The organism is Polynucleobacter sphagniphilus (assembly GCF_029892205.1).
GTDB classification, from domain to species: Bacteria; Pseudomonadota; Gammaproteobacteria; order Burkholderiales; family Burkholderiaceae; genus Polynucleobacter; species Polynucleobacter sphagniphilus.
In genome coordinates, this window is the sequence record NZ_JARXVX010000001.1 from 348056 (window position 1) to 364781 (window position 16726).

Genomic DNA, 16726 nt, shown 5'->3' on the forward strand with positions numbered 1-16726 from the left:
TTCTTTCGTGCACGACAAAATACTTATTCTCGACTTTGGATCACAAGTAACCCAGTTAATTGCGAGACGCGTACGCGATGCAAAAGTGTATTCAGAGATTCACCCATACGATTGTGACCCTGAGTTCATTCGTCGCTTTGTAGGGGAGCAAGGTTGTAAGGGAATCATTTTGTCAGGAGGCCCAAGCTCAGTGACTGAGGATGGCAGCCCACGTGCACCCCAAATAGTGTTTGAATTAGGTGTTCCCGTTTTGGGGATTTGCTATGGCATGCAAACCATGGCAACTCAGTTGGGTGGCGCAGTTGCTTCGGCGGAGTCACTCGGTAAAGCCCGTGAGTTTGGTTACTCTGAAGTGCGTGCGCATGGACACACCGAGTTGCTCAAAGGAATTGAAGATTTCGCGACTAGTGAAGGTCACGGTATTCTGAAAGTATGGATGAGTCATGGTGATTCAGTCACCACACTGCCGCCCGCATTTAAATTAATGGCCTCTACGGAGTCATGTCCCATCGCTGGTATGGCTGACGAAGACCGCCGCTTTTATGCTTTTCAATTTCATCCAGAAGTAACGCACACCATACAAGGCACAGCCATCCTTGAGCGTTTTGTTCATCAGATTTGTGAATGCAAGGCCGATTGGGTGATGGGCGATTACATTGCTGAAGCGGTCGAACATATTCGTCAGCAAGTTGGTGATGACGAAGTCATTCTTGGGCTTTCTGGTGGCGTTGATTCTAGTGTTGCAGCAGCACTGATCCATCGGGCAATCGGTGACCAGCTGACCTGTGTGTTTGTCGATCATGGTTTGCTTCGCCTGAATGAAGGCGATATGGTGATGGAAATGTTTGCACGCAATTTGGGTGTCAAAGTGATCCGGGTAGATGCTGCCAATACTTTTATGTCCCAATTAGCTGGTGTGGCGGATCCAGAGGCCAAGCGCAAAATCATTGGCAAAGAATTTGTGGAGATTTTCCAAGCAGAATCTGGAAAAATTCAGAACGCTAAATGGTTGGCTCAAGGCACCATTTACCCTGATGTTATTGAATCGGCCGGCAAAGGGAAGAAGGGTGCGCACACCATTAAGAGTCATCATAATGTCGGCGGCCTCCCCGAAGATATGCATCTGAAGTTACTTGAACCATTGCGCGAACTCTTTAAAGATGAGGTGCGTGAGTTAGGTGTTGCCTTAGGGCTGCCACGAGAAATGGTTTATCGTCATCCATTCCCAGGTCCAGGCCTTGGTGTTCGTATTCTGGGTGAAGTGAAGGCTGAGTTTGCTAGTTTGTTGCAACGAGCTGATGCTATCTTTATTGATGAGCTGCGTAGTAACTTTGATGAAATTAGTGGCAAGTCTTGGTATGACTTAACGAGCCAAGCTTTTGCTGTCTTTTTGCCAGTTAAATCAGTTGGTGTGATGGGCGATGGACGCACTTATGAGTATGTAGTGGCTCTGCGTGCTGTGCAAACTCAAGACTTTATGACTGCGCATTGGGCTCATCTACCACATGAATTACTGGGTAAAGTATCCAATCGCATCATCAATGAGGTGCGCGGCATTAACCGAGTGGTATACGACATTAGCGGAAAACCGCCGGCCACAATAGAGTGGGAATGATAATTATATCATAAGTTATTGATTTATAAGCAATTTATTTTTACAAAGTTTTTACAATAAAATCAATTTCTTATGTAAACTCATAGAGTTACGAATTTACTCTATGAATGATGTTACATACTCTACGAACGATTGATATCAATAGTAGTAACAAGAAAAAGAAGAATTTAAAAACTTCTGAAAAAGTTTCTCGTATGTCTGACATTACAGACATCTTCGATGGACATGTTCGTATCTTCAAAACTACTCATAGTGGTGATGTTTATCAAATGAGAATGTATGTTCAAGAAGAGAAGAGATACATTCGTAAGTCACTAAAGACAAGGGATAAACAACTTGCTCTATCAATTGCTCAGAAAGAATTTATTTTCTATCAAGCAAAAATACTAAATGGTGAAAAACTATTCTCATTAACTGGGAATGAGATGAGAGAAAGATACTTAAAGTATGTTCAGACATTGGTAGATGAAAAACAAATTAGTGTCGGTAGACAAACAAATATTAAGACATTTACTAAACACTATCTTGAGTTTGTTGGTAAGAATACAAAGATACAAAATATTGATAAGAAGTTCTTTCAGGGATATCGATCACATAGACAATCAAAGAAAAAAGATATCACTATGACAGTTGTTGTGAATGAATCAATCACAATTAAACAGATGTATAAGTGGTGTGTGAATGAAGGTTTAATACAGTCTGGATATGTTCCAGATTTTGGAACAATTAAAGTTCGTAAGAATGAAGTTAGACGAATCGGTTATACGATTGAAGAATATAGACAACTCGTAGATGTATCAAAGAGATGGTATTCAAAAGTGTCTAAAGAACATCTATTAAGAGATGAAGAAATTTATTACAGAAAGACTATTCGTGATTTCATTGTTCTAATGGGAAATTATGGATTTAGAACTGGTGAATTAAGACTTCTCAAATGGAAAGATGTAAAAGTTCATCAAGATGAAACTTCAACAATAACAATTCATTACGAAACAACTAAAGTTCGTGAATCAAGAACTGTAACTGGTAGAAGAGGTGATGTATTTATTAGAAGGAAAACATACTCAAAATTTACTGATAACGATGATTATGTATTTTCACATTTCAGAAGAAATGATGTCATTACAAAAGAACTCTTATACGATTACTTTAATAAGTTAGTAAAAGATGTAAAACTTAAATATGTAGATTTTGATACTAAAAAAACACTCTATGGAATTAGACATTTTTGGATTTCACTACATCTTTTAGTTGGAAAAGTTGATGTTTTCAAGATATCAAGATTTAGTGGAACTTCACCGAATCAAATCTATAAACACTATGACAATGTCAAAGATGAACAGATTTCTAAACAAATTCTCTCGTATAACTTGAAATTTGATAAAAATAACGAAATCATTCTTGATGATGACTTCAAAGAGTAGTTATTATTACTAGAACAAGTTCTAAAATAGTTCGGAATTGTTAGAGATACACATACTCAAACTATCTAGAAATTCTGTAATGGAGTTATCTTTTTGGAGGATTCGATGGAATTCAGTTATGTAATTTTTCCAATATTTTCATTCGTTACTGTTTATTACATACACAACATTATTAAACAGTTAGTAGATCTACAAAAACTTCAACTAAAGTCAAATGAATTGTTGTATGAAATAAATTCAAAATTAGGTTCTTTAAATAACAAATAGACTTCTTACGATATGAAATGAATTAAATGACACTCAAATCTATCTTTGAATCAATTATTAATTTTGATTTATCAAATTTATTCAACTTCTTATTGAAGATTATTTTTCTATTATTTATCGTATATGTTTTCTATTACTTCATAAGTAAAGTTCGTGAAGAATTCAAAACATCATCTCTGTCTGGAAAAATACAGTTTATTGTCGGTGGAATTTTTCTTATATGTCTTTTACCGACATTCATAATTATGTTGATATCTTAAAAAAACTATATTGAGGGAAAATTAAATGAATAACGATGAATTAAGTAACTGTATTGAAGAATGTCATAAATGGATTGATGATGTTGTTTCTAAGTTCAAATATTCATCTGATGAGTATGTATAAATTTATTAAACATGAAAATCAGTTAGAAAAACTTGAAGATTCAAATAATACAGATGAAGAAAAAATAACTAAATTGAGATTTAAAACACATATGTATCACATTGAAATAAGAAAAAGCATCATTGATTTAATTACAAACTACTCAATTGAAGATAGGTTACCAAATAGGTTTTATTTGACTGATTTGTAATTTAACTCTTATCTTCCAATACAACTAACAATAGTTTCTTCTTTGTATTGAATTTAACAAATTTGTTCAAGTCATTTAAGTAACTTTGAACGACTGATTCCTTTAAATCATCACAAACTCTTAAACAGTAAAGAGATTTTTTCTCTAAAAGTTCCAATTCTCTTGAGTTCATAGTTCATTACTATCAAGAACAGGTTCAACAGAAATCATCACATCTGAATTCTTTAACATTTTAAGTGTAAGTGGAACTAATTCATTCATGTAATAAACAACATCTTCTTTACTCATATCCGAAAATAAGTCTAACGAATACCACTTCTCTTGTTCTTCCTTAATAAATCGTTTAAATGTTTTTATAGTTGTTTTTTTCATTTTTATCTTTCTTTTTAATCAATCAAAATTACTAACTAAGACTGTTAGTAACGACTACGGTTACGACTACTTGTGACTCTCGAGGAACTCTGTGACAAACTTTGTGAGAACTCGTCTAGTGAATGTAGATTTGTTCATTTTGTAAGTCTTGGAGATGGTTTCAATGTGTTCTAGTAAGTCATTTGACACACGAATATGAATGTCTTTTTCTAAGTTTTCATTCATTGATAAATTCATCTGTATTTCTCTCTTTTTATTGTGTTCTGATACATATATTTATGTCACATCAAAACACTAGAAATACAGTAAAACTCACTACTACACAGTAAAAGTCATATAGATATTGACTTCTAGGGTAGTTCTTAGAAAAACGACAGATTTTGGTAGGTGAAATTTAGTTCAAAAAATCACTCAAAGTGGTGGGTAATTTGTTGGATTTTTGTTGGGATTTTATGTAATTCTGATAAATGTCTTTTGAATACTTTCCACTTTTTGAGTGGATTAGATAACCTTTTTTATCTCTTCTTTGACACATCAATTTATGAATTACATTTGTAAGTAGTGAAATTTCAAAACGATTTAACGAGAGAACATCTTCAATTCCTTCTTCTCTCTGTTCTTTCTTGAGAATCTCATTTCTTCTCCAGTTCTTCTTAATCCAAGAATCTTCTGAATCATAAGATTCGTTATCAAATCCAATTTTGTATCTTAGATATGATTTGTTTCCATACCAATCATTTCCACCTTTTGTTATGTATGTAGAGATATGTTTTAAGTTTTCATTAAGAGATTTAGAACTTCCTTGAAAAGATGTAGATAAGTTCTTCAATTCAATTTGTCTTGGAATCTTGTTCCAAGTTGGATTCAATCTTAAAAGATAGTTAAATCTTTCTAAGTTGTAATCACTACTTGAAGTAACGATTCCATGGAAGTGAATCAGAACGAGTGATTCAGATTCTCTTTCTTTCTTTTTTCTCAATCTTTTTGAAAGTTTTTCTAATACATCTAGTTTTCTGTGTTCAGAATCACTAAATTTATCTTCTTCTCTAATTTTTCTCATCATTCCTAGAGAAACAACTTCTACTTCAATACTTCCTAAACACCAAATAGACTTAGATTCCGATACGACTTTATGAATCTGATATCTCATTTCTTCAATAGAATCCAAGATTCTCTGTTCATTCAATATCTCTACCGAATGAAGTAGTGTCAAAAACTTATAAATCTTCTTAGACTTCGTTTCTTTGTGTTTAATGAATCGTTCATATAACGACTTTGAATGAATCTTATGAATCTGTGGATTTAGTAGAGTTTTATCTAGTAAATATAAATCATTCGTTAGAGAGAGTGATTTCCTTAATTTTTCTTTGTTATGAGATTGAATGATGAATCTAGAACTCATTAATTCCTTACGAATTCCTTCAACAGTCACTTGACTGTTCTTTTTCATTTTCTTACGGAATTCTTTGTTTATTGTTGAGTTCATGTTTTATTTATACACTTTGTTACACAAACATGAGTAGTGTTTTCCATCAAAAAGTAAATTATTAAAGTTTTCAGTTTGAGTGGAAATAAACTTTTTTAGTATGTTCAGAAATCATCCAAAATTTAACACCTTCCAAAGTATCAAATTTGATGTTTTTTTGACATTTTGAACATCTTCAGAAAACTAATGATTTGTGAACTATTGATATCTATCATTTAGATTTTTTGTATTGTCGTGTCGATTTGTTCTAGTTTATTGATAATTTTATTAAGTGATGAATAATTTTCAATTGATGACAATTGACTCTCAATTCTTTTTAGAGAGTATTTGATATCTTGTAATTCTAGTTCAAGTTTGTATGAGTTATCTGAACTTGAATTGTTTTTTATGAAACTCAGTGATGACTCTATGTTCCATAGTAAATATGTAATACCACCAAGTAAGGTAACAAAAATTCCTATTATATTTTCATTCATATTATCCTCATAAAATTTTATATACAGTTCCGACACCAATCTTTAATTCTTTTGAAATATCTTTAATCCCCATTCCCTTATCTCTTAGTAACTTTACCGCAGTTATTAAACTTTCATTAATTTTTGTTTTTCTTCCCAACTTCTTCCCTTGTTCTCTCGCCCGATTCAACCCACTCATGATTCTTGAACGAATCATTTCTCTTTCGTATTCTCCAAGAGAACTGAATACATGAAATATCATTCTTCCAATACTAGTTCTTGTATCTACACCTTCTCTTAAAAAAATGATGTCTATATTTAATTCATTTAATTGATTCACGATTTCAATACATTCTTTTGTATTTCGAGCAATTCTATCAATTGATGAAACTATCAATACATCAAATAACTTTCTACTTGCGTCTGATAACATTTGAGATAGTTGAGTTCTTTGACTAATTTCTTTTCTACTTGATGTTGAATCATCTTGAATCGCTACCAATATCTTAGACACTTCCCAACCTCGCTTGGTACTGCTCTTCAAATCTTACCGGAGAAAGTCCATTGTTGTAACTATGGCGTCTAACCGGGTTGTAAAACATTTCGATGTAATCAAAAATATCTTCTCTTGCTTTTGCTCTGCTGGCATAGGTTTTACGTTTAATCCGCTCCCGCTTGAGTAGTTGGAAAAAGCTCTCCACTACGGCATTGTCATGGCAGTTTCCGCGCCGACTCATGCTTTGTTTGAGGTTATGTTCTTTTAAGAACGCTTGCCACTCGTAACTAGAAAATTGACTGCCTTGATCCGAGTGGATCATCACTGTCTGCTTGGGTTTTCGTTTCCATAAAGCCATCAGCAAGGCGCTGACCACCAACTCCTTATCCATTTGACCTTGCATCGACCAGCCTACAATCTGGCGGGAGAATAAATCCAAGACCACCGCCAAGTACAGCCAACCCTCATGCGTGCGGATATAAGTAATGTCCGTTACCCAGGTCTCATTAGGTTCTAAAACATCAAACTGCTGACCCAAGTGATTGGGGGCTGCCACATGAGGCTTACCAGTATGGTGCCGTGGTTTACGCTTGTAGCCTGTTTGGGAACGTAGGCCTTGCGCCTTCATCAAGCGATACACCCGTTGCTCTCCACAAGCAATCCCCAGATCTTGCAGGTCATCATGGATCTTGCGATAACCATAGATGGTGCCGCTTGCCAGCCACGCTTGCTTAATTTGACCTACGATCATCTGGTTCTCATACGCTCGAGACGAGAGCGGCTCTTTAAGCCAAGCGTAATAGCCACTGTGGTGGACTCGCAAAACCTTGCACATCGTGCGGATGGCATGCTCATGCTGGTGCTTTTTGATGAAGGCGTACTTTAACCGGACTCCTTGGCAAAGTACGCGGCGGCCTTTTTTAGGATGTCGCGCTCTTCGGTAACCCGCCGCAGCTCCGCCTCCAGTCTTTTAAGCTTAGCTAATTGATCATCTTGAACTAAGCGCTGCTCGGCTGGAATACCATATTTATTAATCCAGGCATACAGACTATGGGGTGAGGTGCCCAGCCTAGCAGCCACATCTCGAACCCCAAATCCTCGCTCAACGACTTGCTTGACTGCCTCTAACTTGAACTCTTCAGTAAACCGTCTTCTTGTACTCATTACACACCTCCTAATAGACTAAATATTAGGCTAGAAAGTGTCTATAGAAGTGGTAGCGATTCATCTTGATAAGTTTTAACTATCTCTAAATCACTTCTTTTCGTGTATTCAATCATTTCCAACACTTGATTCAAACATTGTTGTTTTTCAGTAGATACACGACTGTATAGAACACATCTTTTCATTTTTAACTCCAAATTTAAGATTCAACACTTATTCAAAGTTCTTACTTTTTAGTGATTAAACTCAATTACTACTGTTAAAAATGTCATTGAAATACAGTTGTTTCTAGTAAACTCAATGTATTCAATGAATTACAAGTGTTTTGAGTGATAAATCTACTATTAAAAGTTACAAACTCCCTACAAAGTGAAAAAATACTCAATGAAAACAGATACTTGTAACTTAACTATCATTGAGTGGGAATAAGCAACTTAAGCTTGTGATGAACCATGCTTGAGTTACGAGAAACCGCCCTCGCAATACTGGCAAGCACTGACGCGCAATCAAAGGTAAAGCAGCTGCATCATTTATTTGATGAGTATCAGCTTGGGCGCGTTGGCTTGGTAATCTCTCGCACGCTTGAGGATCGAAGTCTGAATCTGCCGGGACGCCCTTCCAAACCTGAATTGGTTCCGCCCTTGGAGGTGCCAAAAAGAAGAATGGATACCCTTGAAGGAAGGGCTATCCTATTGCACTCACTTGCTCACATTGAATTTAATGCTATGAATCTGGCCTTAGATGCGATTTGGCGATTCTCTGATATGCCTCAAGCGTATTACGAGGATTGGTTGAAAGTAGCCAAAGAGGAGTCATATCATTTCAGCTTAGTGAACGAGCATATGCAGTCTTTAGGTTACTGCTACGGCGATTTTCCAGCGCACAATAGTTTGTGGGAAATGGTTGAGAGAACATCAGATGCAGTGATTGCCAGAATGGCCTTGGTTCCAAGAACTATGGAGGCCCGAGGCTTAGATGCGGTTCCAGGGATTCGTGATCGCTTCAAGCAAGTTAAAGAAAGCAGGGCAGTAGAAATACTAGAGATTATTCTTCATGATGAGATAGGCCATGTCTTGATTGGTAATCGCTGGTTTAATTTTTTATGTTCCAAGGCTGGCCTATCTCCAATCGCCACCTATCGAGATTTGGCGAGAAAATATTGTGCACCCACTCTGAGGGGGCCATTTAATGTGGAGGCTCGTAAGCAGGCTGGCTTTACCTCTGAAGAGTTAAGTATTCTGGGGGTGATATGAAGGTTCTGAGTCTCATTCCTCCGATGACTCAATTAAATACGCCGTACCCATCGACTGCCTATCTCACTGGTTTTTTACGTTCAAGAAAAATCAATGCCGTTCAAGAGGATTTGGCACTTGCCTTAGTTCTTGATTTTTTTACACCCGCTGGCCTTGCTCAAATAAGAGCGCAAGCCTTAAGCCTGCCTGAGCAAGAGCGTTCTGCAAGCGTTCATTTTTTCCTAGATTATTTTGAAGATTATCAAAGTACTATCGCGCCAGTCATCGCCTTTTTGCAAGGTCGTGATAGCACCTTAAGTCACCGAATCAATAGCCGAGACTTTTTGCCAGAAGGACCTAGATTTACAGTCATTGATGCTTTTGATGATGACTCGGGAGATTCTTTAGCTTGGGCTTTCGGCGCTTTGGGTTCACAAGATAGAGCGCGCCACTTTGCCACCCTCTATTTAAATGATTTGTCAGATGTGTTGCGCGATGCGGTGGACGATCGCTTCGAGTTTGTACGTTATGCCGAATCTCTAGCCAGCAGTCAGCCAAGTTTTGAGCCATTAGCCCAAGCTCTGGCAGCTAAGCCAACATTAATGGATGAATATCTTCGGCGCTTGACAATCGAGGCGCTCGATAAACATCAACCATCTTTGGTATTGCTCTCAGTACCTTTTCCTGGTGCAATGTACGCAGCACTTCGCATCGCTCAAACGATTAAGGCCAGCTACCCAACAATCAAAATAGGTTTGGGCGGGGGCTATGTTAATACAGAGTTACGCGAGTTAGATGAGCCAAGAATATTTAATTTCGTTGATTTCATTACCCTCGATTCTGGGGAGAGGCCTTTACTCTCGTTGTTAGAGCATCTTGCCGGCAAACGAAGTGCCGATCGCTTGGTAAGAACATTTATTCGAAATGAGCAAAATCAGGTTGAATATAAAAACTGGCCCGAACCAGATATTCCTTTCGAGGATGTCGGAACGGCTACCTGGGATGGTTTGCCCTTAGACTCCTATTTATCCCTATTGGATATGCTTAACCCCATGCATCGACTTTGGAGTGATGGCCGGTGGAATAAGCTCACTGTAGCGCATGGATGTTATTGGAAAAAATGCAGTTTTTGTGATGTGAGTTTGGATTACATCTCCCGCTATGAAACGGCATCAGCCTCTTTGTTGGTTGATCGTATCGAGGCCATTATTGCTGAGACTGGGCAAACCGGTTTTCATTTTGTGGATGAGGCAGCACCACCCAAAATACTCAAAGCCTTGGCAGAGGAGTTGTTGCGCCGTAAGGTCCTGATTTCTTGGTGGGGAAATATTCGGTTTGAAAAAACCTTTACCCCTGAGCTTGCGCAACTCTTGGCCAAAAGTGGGTGTATAGCCATGTCCGGTGGGCTGGAAGTGGCCTCTGATCGATTATTAAAATTGATGAAAAAAGGGGTTTCAGTTAATCAAGTTGCACAAGTGACCAAAAGTTTTTCGGATGCAGGCATTTTGGTACATGCTTATTTGATGTACGGATTTCCAACGCAAACCGTTCAAGAGACGGTTGATTCACTTGAATATGTTCGTCAATTATTTGCAAATGGCTGCATTCAAAGCGGTTTCTTTCATCGCTTCAGTTGCACAGTACATTCACCTGTGGGTCTGAATCCCCAAGAGTACGGCATCAAATTAATTCCACTTCCCCCAGTCAGTTTTGCTAAGAATGATATTGGCTTCATAGACCCCAGCGGGGTTGACCATGTGGCGCTTGGTCTTGGATTGAAAAAGGCAATTTATAACTTTATGCATGGCATTGGTCTTGATGAAGATATTCGTGCTTGGTTTGATATCTTGGTGCCAAAGCCTTCTGTCTCGCGCCAGCAAATTGTAAAAGCCTTGCGCATGTAGTAATTTGGTGAAATGATTGTTTAAGATTTCGATTACAGGGTAACTTCATGAACTTATCTAGACGTGCATTTATCACTTCAGCCGCTCTGGCACCGGTTGCCTGCGGAATGCCACTTTCCTATGAAAACGGTACCCCAGTTCCCCAGCCGAGTCCTTTGCCATCCGTTCGATTACCCCAAGTGGGTCAAGAATGGACCTATGTCAAGCGCGACGTCTTTAATGGAAAAACACTTGGGGTGCTTACTGAGCGTGTTGCTAAGGTTGGATCTGCCATTGTGATTGAGCGTAGCTTGGCAGACGGAGCACAATTACCCAGTGAAATTCAGAGTGCATGGGGGATGGTGACGACTGATCCGCAATGGCCTCGTTTGCTTCACTTCAACCCCGCTTTACCCCTTTGGCCGCAAGAGTTATCTAGCAAGTGGAGCAAGCAATTTACTACGCATTACACCATCGGAGATTACTCTGATTCAAAGCTAGGCTGGCAAGAGTACATGAGTGCAGAAGGTTGGGAAAAAATTACGGTACCTGCAGGAGTATTTGTTGCTTTGCGTTACCAAACTCAAATTCATTATCAAAGTGATGATGACAATAAAGTGGATTGCATGCGCAAAGAAACAATGTGGTTTGCTCCAACAATTGGTCGCTGGGTTGCACGCGAAGCCTCTGGTTCTTATGAAATACAAGGCCAGCTAGGTGAAGTAATTAATGAGGGGAGCTATCGTTGGGAGCTGACAGCCTACAAGTAAGTTTAGTGAGTGTATTTTGGCGTGGCCTCGTTCTAGTAACACAGCTTTTGCTAGTGGGTTGTATTTCATCGCAACCTTTCCCAGCTGGCGCCCCATTACCGCAACCTCAACCACTTCCCCTGCTTAGGGCACCTCAAGTTGGTCAAGAGTGGGTGTATGAGGTGCGAAATGTATTTAACCAAGCTATTGTTGATACGGTAACTGAAAAAGTTGTATCGATTGGAGAGCAAGTTCGCATAGCAAGAGCCAGTGAAAAATCTGGTCCATTGCCAGATGAAATCCAAGAGCCTTGGGGATATGTTGTGCAGGATCCCCATTGGAATCCACCGCAAGTATTCAACAAGCCGTTACCTTTGTGGCCAGAGCAGCTCTCTATAGGACCATCTTCATTCATTCGCACCCGTTATCAAGTATTAGGCTTCCCAGATAACTCCTATTACTGGGGTTTCAGTATGCAGGCGATAGAGTGGGAAACAATCTCGGTCCCAGCAGGTCAATTTACTACTTTGAGATACCACAATGAAGCGCCAACATTCCAAAGTAATGATTTATTTAGATTGGCCAACATGCGCCAAGAGGATGTTTGGTTTTCTCCCGAAGTTGGGCGATGGGTTATCCGGAGGTCATATGGAAGATATCTTTTGGGTGGAATGGCCTGGAACAACGCCTTATGGGAGGATTACTTTGAATGGCGCTTGGTGTCGTGGAAGTAAGCAACTTGGCATTAAGCGCTTAAAATAGCGAATCTATTAAAAGCTGCTATGTATACCGTAAAAGAACTCTTTCCCACCCTTCAAGGCGAAGGCGCACATGCTGGTCGCGCTGCTGTATTTTGCCGTTTTGCTGGTTGTAACTTATGGAGCGGCCGCGAAGAGGATCGCCAAACTGCGATCTGCCAATTTTGTGACACTGATTTTGTGGGAAGCGATGGTTTTGGTGGCGGCAAGTTTCAGACTGCGCAAGCTTTAGCTGATGCGATTGAGCTCTCCTGGAAATCTACCTCAGCTGGCCCTCAACAGCGGTATGTTGTTTTTACAGGCGGCGAGCCGCTACTTCAAATCGATCAAGATCTGATTGAGGCAGTGCATGCTAAGGGTTTTAGTATTGCTATAGAAACCAACGGAACAATCAAGGTTCCCAAAGGAATTGATTGGGTTTGTGTCAGCCCTAAGGCGGGTGCTGATTTGATTGTTTTGCAGGCTGATGAAATTAAGCTGGTGATCCCTCAGGCAGGACACGATGCACTAGAGACTTTACTGGCGCGCTTTGAGAAGATGGATTATCGCAATCGTTTCTTGCAAGCTATGGATGGACCCAATCTAAAAGACAATATACAGTTGGCGGTGCGGTTATGTCAGAAACGTCCTTTGTGGCGTTTGAGTGTGCAAACCCACAAGGTTATTGGTATTCGCTAAACAAACCTGAATCCATTTTGATTGTTGATAAAACTATGAAGTCTTCCCCTATTTCAATTACACGTCGCCTCGAATTTGATTCTGGCCATCGCATACCAAATCATGATGGCCAATGCCGTCATTTGCATGGCCATCGCTATGCAATTGAAGTTACCTTAACGGGTGATGTGGCAAATCATCCGGGCAAAGCCGATGATGGGATGGTTCTCGATTTTGGCGATATTAAGCGCCTTACTAATCAATACTTGGTTGATTTATGGGATCACGCCTTTTTAGTGGCGCAAGAAGATCAGGGTTTGGTTAATTTTTTAGCCACTATGCCCAATCACAAGACAGTCATCATGGAGCATGTACCTACTGTTGAGAATCTTGCAGCAGCAGCATTTGCTATTTTGCAGCCTATATTTGAAAAAGCTTTCTCTGGATCTTTGCGCTTAACGAATATCCGTTTATTTGAAACTCCCAATTGCTGGGCTGATGTAAGTCACCCTTAAATCATGCAAGCGCAGCTTGACCGTCAATTTATGCAAGAGGCCCTAGAGCAGGCTAGATTGGCTGCACTTGCTGGAGAAGTGCCAGTGGGGGCGATTCTGGTGCGCGATGGACAAGTGATTGGAAGAGGCTTTAATCAGCCAATAGGAAATCATGATCCTAGCGCACATGCAGAAATGCTGGCCTTACGAACTGCCGCTCAAGGCGTTGCCAATTATCGTTTGCCGGGAGCAACCCTTTACGTTACCCTGGAGCCTTGCGTGATGTGTTCGGGTGCGATGCTCCATGCGAGAATTGATCGGGTTGTTTTTGGTGCCTCTGATCCTAAAACTGGCGCTGCAGGGAGCGTTTTAGATATTTTTGCAAGTAAGCAGATTAATCATCAGACGCAAGTCGAAGGTGGAATATTGGCTGAAGAATGTGGCCAGATATTGCGTGATTTTTTTAGGGGGCGACGTTGAAGTCTATTCATTTGATTGCCCCGTCTGGAGCTTGCTTGGATAGCCGTAGTCCTGCTAATGGGATTGACTGGCTAAAACGACAAGGATTTAGTATTTCAAATGAGGCTTGTGCGCAACGCATTCATCAGCGCTTTGCAGGCACTGATATCGAGCGTTTATCGGAACTGAACCAATTGAGTCAGCTAAGCCCCGACTCATTAGCAATGGCAACCCGCGGAGGATATGGGTTACAGCGCTTATTGCCAGGTATCAAATGGGATGCTATTACCAAAGCCATCCAAAATGGCGCGCAAGTGTGCGGACATAGCGATTTCACGGTATTTCATTTAGCTTTGTTAGCTAAAACAGGGGCGATCAGTTTGGCGGGCCCGATGCTGAACTTTGATTTTGGATGCCTTGATGAGCAGGGGGGCTTAATAGAGCCAAGTCCTTTTATGTGGCAGCATTTTCAAAATGCTATAGAAGATCGCAAGCTAGATATTGCTACCCAGCACCCACAGAATTTTCTTGGAGAAAGCCTACAAGGACTTACCTCGGGCATATTGTGGGGTGGTAATTTAACGGTACTTGCCGGTCTAGTTGGTACACCTTATTTTCCGAGTGACAAGCAAATAAGTGGCGGCATTTTATTTCTGGAGGATGTCAATGAGCATCCATATCGAATTGAGCGGATGCTGATGCAATTGCTTGACTCTGGAATTCTCTCTAGTCAGGCGGCGATTATGTTGGGTGGATTTTCAGCATACCGCTTGTATGAGAATGATCGTGGTTACAACTTGAATGCCGCCATTGAAATGATTCGGCAGCGTCTGCCCAAGGCTATTCCAATGATTACCGGGCTACCATTTGGTCATCAGGCAGACAAAATTACTTTGCCCGTGGGTGCTCGGGCTCAATTAAGTTATCAATCATTCGGGTTTGCTCTGACAGCAAGCTGGTAGCAGCCCCCCAGTTTATTTAGCCTCGAAGCTTTTCAGTAAAAAATTTGCGCCAGTATCTTGAGCTAGAGCCTTTGTTAGGATCGGTAACGCTTCTGCCAAGTCTTTCTCTAGCGTCCAAGGTGGATTAAAAATGAACATGCCGCTCGCCTGAAGTCGGCGCTCTCTAGGAGCGTTCTCCACTCTCAGTTCTGCTTGTAGCCATGATCGGTTGTGCGCTGCTGCAATTTTTTTCATCCTACCCGGTAAATCCGCTGCCTCTCTACGAGATAGCATGGGATACCAGATTGCATAACATCCCGTTGCAAATCGCTGCAGCGCTTCTTCCATCATGACTTCTAAATTTCGATAATCTTGTTTATCCTCATAAGAGGGATCAATTAAAACAAGCCCGCGTCTGCTGGGTGGTGGCATCAGACCCTTCAGTCGCGCAAAACCGTTTTCCGCATAAATATCAATTTGCTTTGATTGCTTTAACTCACCAATATTGTGGCGCAAGATATCAATTTCTTTTGGGTGTAGCTCGAAGAGTTTTAAGCGGTCCTGAGGTCTAAGTAAGCGTGCCAGAATAAAAGGGGATCCGGGATAGATGCGGGTGTGCTCGGTGGTATTTTCTGCATCAATGCAGGCCAGATAGTCGTTAATGCTTTGTGCAAGCTTATTCCCCTCGCTGCCACATTCATTTGCAAAGCGCTGTAGACGCATAATCCCGTTATCCGCCTCTTTGCTGACAGCAGCAAACCCATCTTCTAGGTTGTAGATGCCAGCGCCTGCATGGGTATCTACAATGGTTAGGGCGCCCGGCTTTTCTTGAAGATATTGAACCAGGTGAACGAGGGTGAGATGCTTCAAGATATCGGCATGACTACCGGCATGGAAGGCATGGCGATAACTAAACATGGTCGACTGACTTTGCGTTTTGCGCTTTTATAAAAAAGAAGAGGGTAATCGCAATGAAGGCAACACATACATACTGTAGTGGGGCATTCAACTTGATATCAATAGTTTGTGTGAGGAGTATGTAAGCGGTGATGAGGCCACTGCTTGCGATGAGTCGAGCCCAGATACTCTTGGGTATTAACCAAGACTCAGGTATAGCGCATGCTACTTTTGCACCCAGCATGCCACACCAAAGACCAATGCCCATGCCGGCTAGAACATCGGTCAACCAATGAGCACCAACAGCAATGCGCGATAAACCTATTAATAGAGCAAGCACAAAAAGAGTGGAGAGGTATTTACGATGTTGTGCATTGCATACAAAATAGATGGCACCCGCAATCGCAAATGCAGTCATTGTGTGACCTGATGGAAGTGAATTGTTAAAGAGGGGTTCACCTATCCTGTAAAAAGAGCCATCATTCAATACTCCCGCTGGTCTGGGAAGATCAAAAAAAGGCTTCAGTATTTGAGCGGCTACCCCTGAGATCAGGCCGCCAAAAATTCCTGCGCTTAATAAACGTGGCGCCAGCAAGAGTAGTGGCAGGGTCACTGCAAGGGCGCCCCAACCGTTGCCAAGAAAAGTGAGTCCCGCCCACAATCGATCAGGCAATAGCTGAGTAAAGTGATTAATGAATAGAAAGCTACTTACTTGCCAATCTGCTTGATAAATCAAAAAAGCCAATGCAAGTAGTAGGTATGGGAAAAACCAAGCAAATAGAGGGAATGGTTTTTCATGCATG

Annotated in this window: 18 protein-coding genes; 11 read left to right on the forward strand and 7 right to left on the reverse strand. The window is 40.5% G+C overall.

Translation table 11 applies throughout. The annotated features are described in order from the left end of the window. The first annotated feature begins 7 nt into the window (after positions 1 to 7). The 3 genes from guaA to M2125_RS01800 all read left to right on the forward strand — a co-directional run bounded on the left by guaA (position 8) and on the right by M2125_RS01800 (position 3880). A complete protein-coding gene (gene guaA, locus M2125_RS01790; protein WP_076022956.1) occupies positions 8 to 1615 on the forward strand; it encodes a glutamine-hydrolyzing GMP synthase in 1608 nt (535 codons plus the stop codon). A 107-nt stretch (positions 1616 to 1722) separates the two neighbouring features. Further along, the gene (locus M2125_RS01795) at positions 1723 to 3039 is read left to right on the forward strand and encodes a tyrosine-type recombinase/integrase (protein WP_280742389.1); all 1317 of its coding nucleotides are present in this window, start codon (positions 1723 to 1725) and stop codon (positions 3037 to 3039) included. 637 nt (positions 3040 to 3676) lie between these two features. Beyond that, positions 3677 to 3880 (forward strand): hypothetical protein, encoded by a 204-nt coding sequence (locus M2125_RS01800; protein ID WP_280742390.1) that lies wholly within the window; start codon positions 3677 to 3679, stop codon positions 3878 to 3880. A 168-nt stretch (positions 3881 to 4048) separates the two neighbouring features. Here the strand turns inward: M2125_RS01800 and M2125_RS01805 are convergent, their stop codons facing one another. The 5 genes from M2125_RS01805 to M2125_RS10930 form a co-directional block, all read right to left on the reverse strand. Further along, positions 4049 to 4252, reverse strand: coding sequence for a hypothetical protein (locus M2125_RS01805; RefSeq protein ID WP_280742391.1), 204 nt, complete (start codon positions 4250 to 4252; stop codon positions 4049 to 4051). Between the two features lie 394 nt (positions 4253 to 4646). Next, entirely contained in the window at positions 4647 to 5738 is a 1092-nt protein-coding gene (locus tag M2125_RS01810; protein WP_280742392.1) for a hypothetical protein, read from the reverse strand. Positions 5739 to 6221: 483 nt separating this feature from the next. Continuing rightward, the gene (locus tag M2125_RS01815; RefSeq protein WP_280742393.1) at positions 6222 to 6707 is read right to left on the reverse strand and encodes a recombinase family protein; all 486 of its coding nucleotides are present in this window, start codon (positions 6705 to 6707) and stop codon (positions 6222 to 6224) included. After that, positions 6700 to 7853 (reverse strand): IS3 family transposase gene (locus M2125_RS01820; protein ID WP_143742197.1). Its coding sequence is split into 2 segments (ribosomal slippage): positions 6700 to 7613 and positions 7613 to 7853, totalling 1155 coding nucleotides; the frame shifts between segments, so codons are not numbered across the junction. Before M2125_RS01820 ends, M2125_RS01815 begins: the two co-directional genes overlap by 8 nt. Before the next feature lie 41 nt (positions 7854 to 7894). Continuing rightward, positions 7895 to 8038, reverse strand: a complete 144-nt coding sequence (locus M2125_RS10930) for a recombinase family protein (RefSeq protein WP_425334229.1) — start codon at positions 8036 to 8038, stop codon at positions 7895 to 7897. Positions 8039 to 8305: 267 nt separating this feature from the next. On the opposite strand from M2125_RS10930, the gene M2125_RS01825 reads away from it, so the two are divergent. Genes M2125_RS01825 through M2125_RS01860 form a run of 8 tightly spaced genes read left to right on the forward strand, consistent with a single transcriptional unit; the run spans position 8306 to position 15047 of the window. Beyond that, positions 8306 to 9106, forward strand: coding sequence for a ferritin-like domain-containing protein (locus M2125_RS01825; RefSeq protein ID WP_076022957.1), 801 nt, complete (start codon positions 8306 to 8308; stop codon positions 9104 to 9106). After that, complete coding sequence (locus M2125_RS01830; RefSeq protein WP_280742394.1) at positions 9103 to 10989, forward strand: B12-binding domain-containing radical SAM protein; 1887 nt, start codon at positions 9103 to 9105, stop codon at positions 10987 to 10989. Before M2125_RS01825 ends, M2125_RS01830 begins: the two co-directional genes overlap by 4 nt. Positions 10990 to 11036: 47 nt before the next feature. Next, on the forward strand, positions 11037 to 11738 hold the full coding sequence (locus M2125_RS01835) for a hypothetical protein (protein ID WP_076022959.1): 702 nt from the start codon (positions 11037 to 11039) through the stop codon (positions 11736 to 11738). 5 nt (positions 11739 to 11743) lie between these two features. Beyond that, positions 11744 to 12451 (forward strand): hypothetical protein, encoded by a 708-nt coding sequence (locus M2125_RS01840; RefSeq protein ID WP_277540011.1) that lies wholly within the window; start codon positions 11744 to 11746, stop codon positions 12449 to 12451. A 48-nt stretch (positions 12452 to 12499) separates the two neighbouring features. Continuing rightward, on the forward strand, positions 12500 to 13153 hold the full coding sequence (gene queE, locus M2125_RS01845) for a 7-carboxy-7-deazaguanine synthase (protein WP_076022961.1): 654 nt from the start codon (positions 12500 to 12502) through the stop codon (positions 13151 to 13153). Positions 13154 to 13188: 35 nt separating this feature from the next. Next, positions 13189 to 13647, forward strand: coding sequence for a 6-carboxytetrahydropterin synthase QueD (gene queD / locus M2125_RS01850; protein WP_076023160.1), 459 nt, complete (start codon positions 13189 to 13191; stop codon positions 13645 to 13647). 3 nt (positions 13648 to 13650) lie between these two features. After that, positions 13651 to 14106, forward strand: a complete 456-nt coding sequence (gene tadA, locus M2125_RS01855; RefSeq protein ID WP_076022962.1) for a tRNA adenosine(34) deaminase TadA — start codon at positions 13651 to 13653, stop codon at positions 14104 to 14106. After that, entirely contained in the window at positions 14103 to 15047 is a 945-nt protein-coding gene (locus tag M2125_RS01860) for an LD-carboxypeptidase (protein ID WP_280742395.1), read from the forward strand. Before tadA ends, M2125_RS01860 begins: the two co-directional genes overlap by 4 nt. Positions 15048 to 15059: 12 nt before the next feature. Here M2125_RS01860 and M2125_RS01865 read toward each other — a convergent pair whose 3' ends face one another. Continuing rightward, the gene (locus M2125_RS01865; protein WP_280742396.1) at positions 15060 to 15944 is read right to left on the reverse strand and encodes a 23S rRNA (adenine(2030)-N(6))-methyltransferase RlmJ; all 885 of its coding nucleotides are present in this window, start codon (positions 15942 to 15944) and stop codon (positions 15060 to 15062) included. Beyond that, positions 15937 to 16725: a phosphatase PAP2 family protein gene (locus M2125_RS01870; RefSeq protein ID WP_277540008.1), complete on the reverse strand. Its 789-nt coding sequence runs from the start codon at positions 16723 to 16725 to the stop codon at positions 15937 to 15939. Before M2125_RS01870 ends, M2125_RS01865 begins: the two co-directional genes overlap by 8 nt. Between the last annotated feature and the right edge of the window lies 1 nt (position 16726).